Genomic DNA, 6,000 nt, shown 5'->3' on the forward strand with positions numbered 1-6,000 from the left:
TGGAACAAGGGTGGAACCGCGAATTCAACACTCGTCCCTTTTTATAGGGATGGGTGTTTTTTATTTTGACTATGAAAAAGGAGTGATTAAAGATGGCAGATGTAGTAAAAATTACATTTCCAGACGGAGCTGTGAAGGAATTTCCAAAAGGAACAACAACTGAAGATATTGCTGCTTCTATTAGCCCTGGCTTAAAGAAAAAAGCGATTGCAGGGAAATTAAATGAGGAAATGGTAGACTTACTTACACCGATTGAGCAAGATGGTGCAATTTCTATCATTACATTAGATTCTGAAGATGGGCTATACATTTTACGCCACTCAACAGCTCACTTATTATCGCAAGCATTAAAGCGTTTATATAAAGATGTGAAGCTTGGAATTGGGCCTGTAATTGAAAACGGCTTCTACTATGATATCGATATGGAATACGCGATTACAGTTGAAGATTTCCCAAAAATCGAAAAAGAAATGCAAAAGATTGTGAACGAGAACTTAGAAATCGTTCGTCATGAAGTACCGCGTGCGGAAGCACTTCGTCGTTATGAAGAAATTGGCGATGAACTAAAATTAGAACTAATTAACGATCTTCCAGAAGATGCGGTTATTTCAATTTATGAACAAGGCGAATTCTTCGACCTTTGCCGCGGTATTCACCTTCCGTCTACAGGGAAAATTAAAGTGTTTAAATTGTTAAGCGTGGCAGGTGCTTACTGGCGCGGCGATAGCAACAACAAAATGTTACAACGTATTTACGGTACTGCATTCGTGAAAAAAGCAGAATTAGATGAGCACTTACGTATGCTTGAAGAAGCGAAAGAGCGTGACCATCGTAAATTAGGTAAAGAGTTAAAACTATTTACAAATAGCCAAAAAGTAGGACAAGGCTTACCGCTTTGGTTACCAAAAGGTGCAACAATCCGTCGTATTATTGAGCGTTACATTGTTGATAAAGAAGTAAGCTTAGGATATGACCACGTATATACTCCAGTATTAGGAAGCCGAGACCTTTATGAAACTTCTGGTCACTGGAATCACTACCGAGATGGCATGTTCCCATCAATGGAAATGGATAATGAAGAATTAGTACTTCGTCCGATGAACTGCCCTCACCATATGATGGTGTATAGAAACGATATCCACAGCTACCGTGAGTTACCAATCCGTATTGCGGAGCTTGGAACAATGCACCGTTATGAAATGTCTGGTGCTCTATCTGGATTACAGCGTGTTCGCGGGATGACTTTAAATGATGCGCACATTTTCGTACGCCCAGACCAAATTAAAGAAGAGTTCAAACGAGTTGTAAATTTAACTTTAGAGGTATACAAAGACTTCGATTTAGAAGATTATTCATTCCGTTTATCTTATCGTGATCCAGCAGATACTGAAAAGTACTATGATGACGATGAAATGTGGGGAAAAGCACAATCAATGTTAAAAGAAGCTATGGATGAAATGGGTCTTGAGTACTATGAAGCAGAAGGTGAAGCGGCATTCTACGGTCCGAAACTTGACGTGCAAGTTCGTACTGCGCTTGGAAAAGACGAAACACTTTCAACTATACAACTAGACTTCTTACTTCCAGAACGATTTGAGTTAACTTACATCGGTGAAGATGGTAAGCATCATCGCCCAGTTGTTATTCACCGCGGTGTTGTATCAACTATGGAACGCTTTGTTGCCTTCTTAATCGAAGAGTACAAAGGTGCATTCCCAACATGGTTAGCGCCGGTTCAAGTACAAGTAATTCCAGTTTCTCCGCAAGTACATTTAGACTACGCGAAGAAAGTACAAGAAGAATTACAACGTGCTGGCATTCGTGTTGAAGTGGATACTCGTGACGAGAAAATTGGTTACAAAATCCGCGAGGCGCAAATGCAAAAGATTCCGTATATGCTTGTAGTAGGTGACAATGAAGTTGCTGAAACTGGTGTAAACGTCCGTAAATACGGCGAACAAAAATCAGAAACAATCTCATTAGATGCTTTCGTTGACCTAATTAAAGTTGAAGGAAAACGATAAGAAAAAGTCGCGGCTTGCCCGCGGCTTTTTTGTGTACTTTGAATTGGTAATAAGAACCAGAGTTCGCTTTATATAAAAAACTGTTGCATGTATTCATTTTGTTTGTTACAATATTTTTTGTTGCTACTTAAGAAGTTTGACTTCTTGACACGCAGCATGTCCTATGGTAAAATCATCAAGGATAATAGAATACGGATTTGTGGAACAAGTAGAAGCACCCGCTTCTCACCTGATTGACGCGAAAGCAGTTGGCAGGTAAGTATTTCTTACTAGAGATATTATAAGTGTGGGTGTCATATGCCCGCACTTTTTTGTTTGGGTTCTTCCTTCCCAAAACGTATTCCCATAAAACCTTGGAGGTGGCTTACTATTAGCAAGGACATGATGATTAACGAGCAAATTCGTGCACGTGAAGTACGTTTAGTTGGTGCAAATGGTGATCAACTTGGAATTAAGTCTCGTCAAGAAGCATTAGATATGGCTGCAAACGTAAATCTTGATCTAGTATTAGTTGCTCCAAATGCGAAACCACCAGTATGCCGTATTATGGACTACGGAAAATTCCGCTTTGAGCAACAAAAGAAAGAAAAAGAGCAGCGTAAAAATCAAAAAATCATTAGTATGAAAGAAGTTCGTTTAAGTCCAACAATTGATGAACATGACTTTAACACAAAACTTCGCAATGCTATTAAATTCTTAGAGAAAGGCGACAAAGTTAAAGCGTCTATTCGCTTTAAAGGTCGTGCTATTACTCATAAAGAAATCGGTCAACGTGTTTTAGATCGCTTCTCTGAAGCTTGTGCTGAAGTTAGTACAATTGAATCTAAGCCAAAAATGGAAGGACGCAGTATGTTCTTAGTTTTAGCACCGAAAAATGATAAGTAATAAATAGAGGAGGAAATCACTATGCCTAAACAGAAAACTCACCGCGGCGCTGCAAAGCGTTTCAAAAAAACAGGATCTGGTAAACTAAAGCGTTCTCACGCTTACACAAGCCACTTATTCGCTAACAAATCTACAAAAGCTAAACGTAAATTACGTAAAGCTGGTGTAGTAAGCGCTGGTGACTTCAAACGTATTCGTCAAATGCTTGACAACATGTAATTTATATTTTGTTCAGATAGATATCTAGGAGGGAAATAATATGCCAAGAGTAAAAGGTGGTACGGTTACTCGTAAACGTCGTAAAAAAATTATTAAATTAGCAAAAGGTTACTACGGTTCTAAACATACATTATACAAAGTTGCTAACCAACAAGTAATGAAATCTTTAATGTATGCATTCCGTGACCGTCGTCAAAAGAAACGTGACTTCCGTAAATTATGGATCACTCGTATTAACGCAGCTGCTCGTATGAACGGTCTTTCTTACAGCCGTTTAATGAACGGTCTTAAGCTTGCTGGTATCGAAGTAAACCGCAAAATGCTTGCTGACCTAGCTGTTTATGACGAAAAAGCTTTCGCTGAATTAGCAACAGCTGCTAAAACAGCTTTAAACAAGTAATTGATAATAAATCCTTAGGACATTGCTCCTAAGGATTTTTTTAATGTTTATTATTAAAGAATAAATCCTACTAGTCATAAAAAATTCAAAAAATATCCAAAATAGTTCCTCTTTGGTAAATGGGAATGCTTTAATATATAAATGAAAACTTTTTCCAAAAAGCGGGTTGAAGGAGGAATTCATTTGAAAGCGGCTGTTGTAAACCAATTCAAAGAACAATTAGAGGTTAAGGATGTACCAAAACCGAAAGCAGGTCCAAATCAAGTACTTGTACATATTCAAGCATGCGGCGTCTGTCATACGGACTTACATGCAGCGCACGGTGATTGGCCGGTAAAGCCGAAGCTTCCATTAATTCCAGGTCATGAAGGTGTTGGTGTAATTGAAGAAGTTGGTGAAGGTGTTACACATTTAAAAGTTGGTGATCGTGTTGGGATTCCATGGCTATATTCGGCATGTGGGCATTGTGAATACTGTTTAACAGGAAGAGAAACACTTTGCTTAGATCAACATAACGCTGGTTATTCTGTTGATGGCGGCTATGCTGAATATTGCGTTGCGGCAGCGGATTATGTTATGCAAGTGCCTGAGAACTTAAGCTTTATTGACGCAGCACCACTGTTTTGTGCCGGTGTTACGACATATAAAGCGCTAAAAGTATCAGAGGCAAAACCTGGACAATGGGTTGCTATTTTTGGAATTGGTGGACTGGGACATTTAGCAGTACAATATGCAAAGGCAATGGGATTACACGTTGTAGCTGTGGATACAGTTGATGAAAAGCTTGAACTCGCAAAAGAATTAGGAGCAGATTTAGTAGTAAATCCATTAAAAGAGGATGCAGCACTATGGATTCATGAACAAGTAAATGGTGTACATGCTTCCATTTGTACAGCTGTGTCGAAGCCTGCATTTGACCAAGCTTACCGTGCCGTGCGCCGAGGCGGGGCATGTGTTGCAGTTGGTTTACCGCCGGAAATGATGGAAGTACCAATTTTTGATACAGTGTTAAATGCTGTAAAGATTGTCGGTTCCATCGTTGGGACTCGTAAAGATTTACAAGAAGCATTGCAATTTGCAGCTGAAGGAAAAGTAAAAGTAATCATTGAAACGCGTCACCTTCATGAAATTAATGATGTATTTGCTGAAATGGAAGAAGGAAAGATTAATGGACGTGTTGTATTAGATATGACAAAATGAGAATAAAAGATTCAATAATATAGAAGAATAAACATAAAAAGTCGGAGAGGTTCTCTGGCTTTTTATGTTTATTTATCCCGCTATTGGAGGGCAGTAACACTCCCACTTCAAAATTCGGAGAAAGCATTGTTCAGTTCCAGTGGCTAGAATGTTCGGTGGCTTCGCTTCTTCCTACGAGGTAAAAAATACCTCTATGTCAGAAGTTCTATCCCCCTCACATTCTGGGCGAGCCACTTCCGCTTTTCTTAAGAAGTTAGGTGGGAGATAAACTGCTGGCATGCACCCGATTGGTGGAGGCTGATAATCAGTGGGGATGAAGAAAACCTCCACTGATTAAAGTTTCACTTTATATATACAAGGAAATTTAAAAAACAACATAAAAACCCTTTTCTTTTTCGGGAGGACGAGAGTATCTGGCCGTGTATAGAAGTGATCAGTGCCACATGCGAGGTTTCAAACAAAGGAAGACAGCAAGTGCGGATCATGTTGTGTTGTACTTTGCATAGCAACAACTTATATATCGGAAAACAAAAATAGATATATATGAAATATGCTGTGAAAAGGGTGTTTGACTTCAGATAATCTTATCTTTCCACACGAAAGTGACACTGTTATAATGTAAGAATATAACTTGATTATTTGTTCATATTTACCAATAGAATGGAGCAATATCGAGTGAGTTTATTCGATATTGAAGGAGGAGTACGTTTTGGATTTACTACAATTATTTAAATTACAAAAAGAATTAGATGATCGTATTACGGAAGAACATAATTTAGAACCGAAAAAATTATTAAAAGAAAAAATGCTAGCACTTCTTGTGGAAATTGGTGAACTTGCAAATGAAACACGCTGCTTTAAATATTGGAGTAACAAGCCAGCATCTGAGCGTCAAGTTGTACTAGAAGAATACGTAGATGGGCTGCATTTTATTTTATCTATTGGAATCGATTTAGGAATTGATAAAAATTTCTTGTTTTATAAATGTGCACTAACAAATAAAACGCAAGTAGAAATCTTCTTAGATGTATATGCGAAAGCAATTCGCTTTAATGAGCAGCCGTCTATTACAAATTACATTGAATTGTTTACAAGCTATCTTCGTTTAGGACAAGCGCTTGATTTTGGACAAGAAGAGATTGAGAAAGCATACTTAGATAAAAATGAAGTGAATCATCAACGTCAAACAGAAGGGTATTGATGAAATTTTTTGAATATTATTTTCCGCTCTTGTATAATTGAAGAGATGAAGAAAAAGGAGGACATTGTCCA

General features: G+C 38.1%; 6 protein-coding genes and 2 other annotated features (1 of these 8 only partly in view). All 6 genes read left to right on the forward strand.

Annotated features, from left to right (window positions below; translation table 11 throughout):
- Window positions 1-42: a binding site (T-box leader), on the forward strand (it extends 185 nt beyond the left edge of the window).
- A gap of 50 nt (window positions 43-92) precedes the next feature.
- The 6 genes from thrS to PLX19_RS00355 all read left to right on the forward strand — a co-directional run bounded on the left by thrS (window position 93) and on the right by PLX19_RS00355 (window position 5,929).
- On the forward strand, window positions 93-2,024 hold the full coding sequence (thrS, locus tag PLX19_RS00330; RefSeq protein WP_272186538.1) for a threonine--tRNA ligase: 1,932 nt from the start codon (window positions 93-95) through the stop codon (window positions 2,022-2,024).
- 200 nt (window positions 2,025-2,224) lie between these two features.
- Window positions 2,225-2,343 (forward strand) — a sequence feature (ribosomal protein L20 leader region).
- 62 nt (window positions 2,344-2,405) lie between these two features.
- The gene (infC, locus tag PLX19_RS00335) at window positions 2,406-2,909 is read left to right on the forward strand and encodes a translation initiation factor IF-3 (RefSeq protein ID WP_020060081.1); all 504 of its coding nucleotides are present in this window, start codon (window positions 2,406-2,408) and stop codon (window positions 2,907-2,909) included.
- A gap of 21 nt (window positions 2,910-2,930) precedes the next feature.
- Complete coding sequence (gene rpmI, locus PLX19_RS00340) at window positions 2,931-3,128, forward strand: 50S ribosomal protein L35 (protein WP_020060080.1); 198 nt, start codon at window positions 2,931-2,933, stop codon at window positions 3,126-3,128.
- A 40-nt stretch (window positions 3,129-3,168) separates the two neighbouring features.
- Window positions 3,169-3,528, forward strand: a complete 360-nt coding sequence (gene rplT / locus PLX19_RS00345) for a 50S ribosomal protein L20 (RefSeq protein ID WP_230573755.1) — start codon at window positions 3,169-3,171, stop codon at window positions 3,526-3,528.
- A 183-nt stretch (window positions 3,529-3,711) separates the two neighbouring features.
- A complete protein-coding gene (gene adhP / locus PLX19_RS00350; RefSeq protein ID WP_272186539.1) occupies window positions 3,712-4,728 on the forward strand; it encodes an alcohol dehydrogenase AdhP in 1,017 nt (338 codons plus the stop codon).
- Between the two features lie 709 nt (window positions 4,729-5,437).
- The gene (locus tag PLX19_RS00355; protein ID WP_272186540.1) at window positions 5,438-5,929 is read left to right on the forward strand and encodes a dUTP diphosphatase; all 492 of its coding nucleotides are present in this window, start codon (window positions 5,438-5,440) and stop codon (window positions 5,927-5,929) included.
- The last annotated feature ends 71 nt before the right edge of the window (window positions 5,930-6,000 follow it).

The organism is Bacillus sp. BP-3, from assembly GCF_028401955.1.
Lineage (GTDB): Bacteria > Bacillota > Bacilli > Bacillales > Bacillaceae_G > Bacillus_A.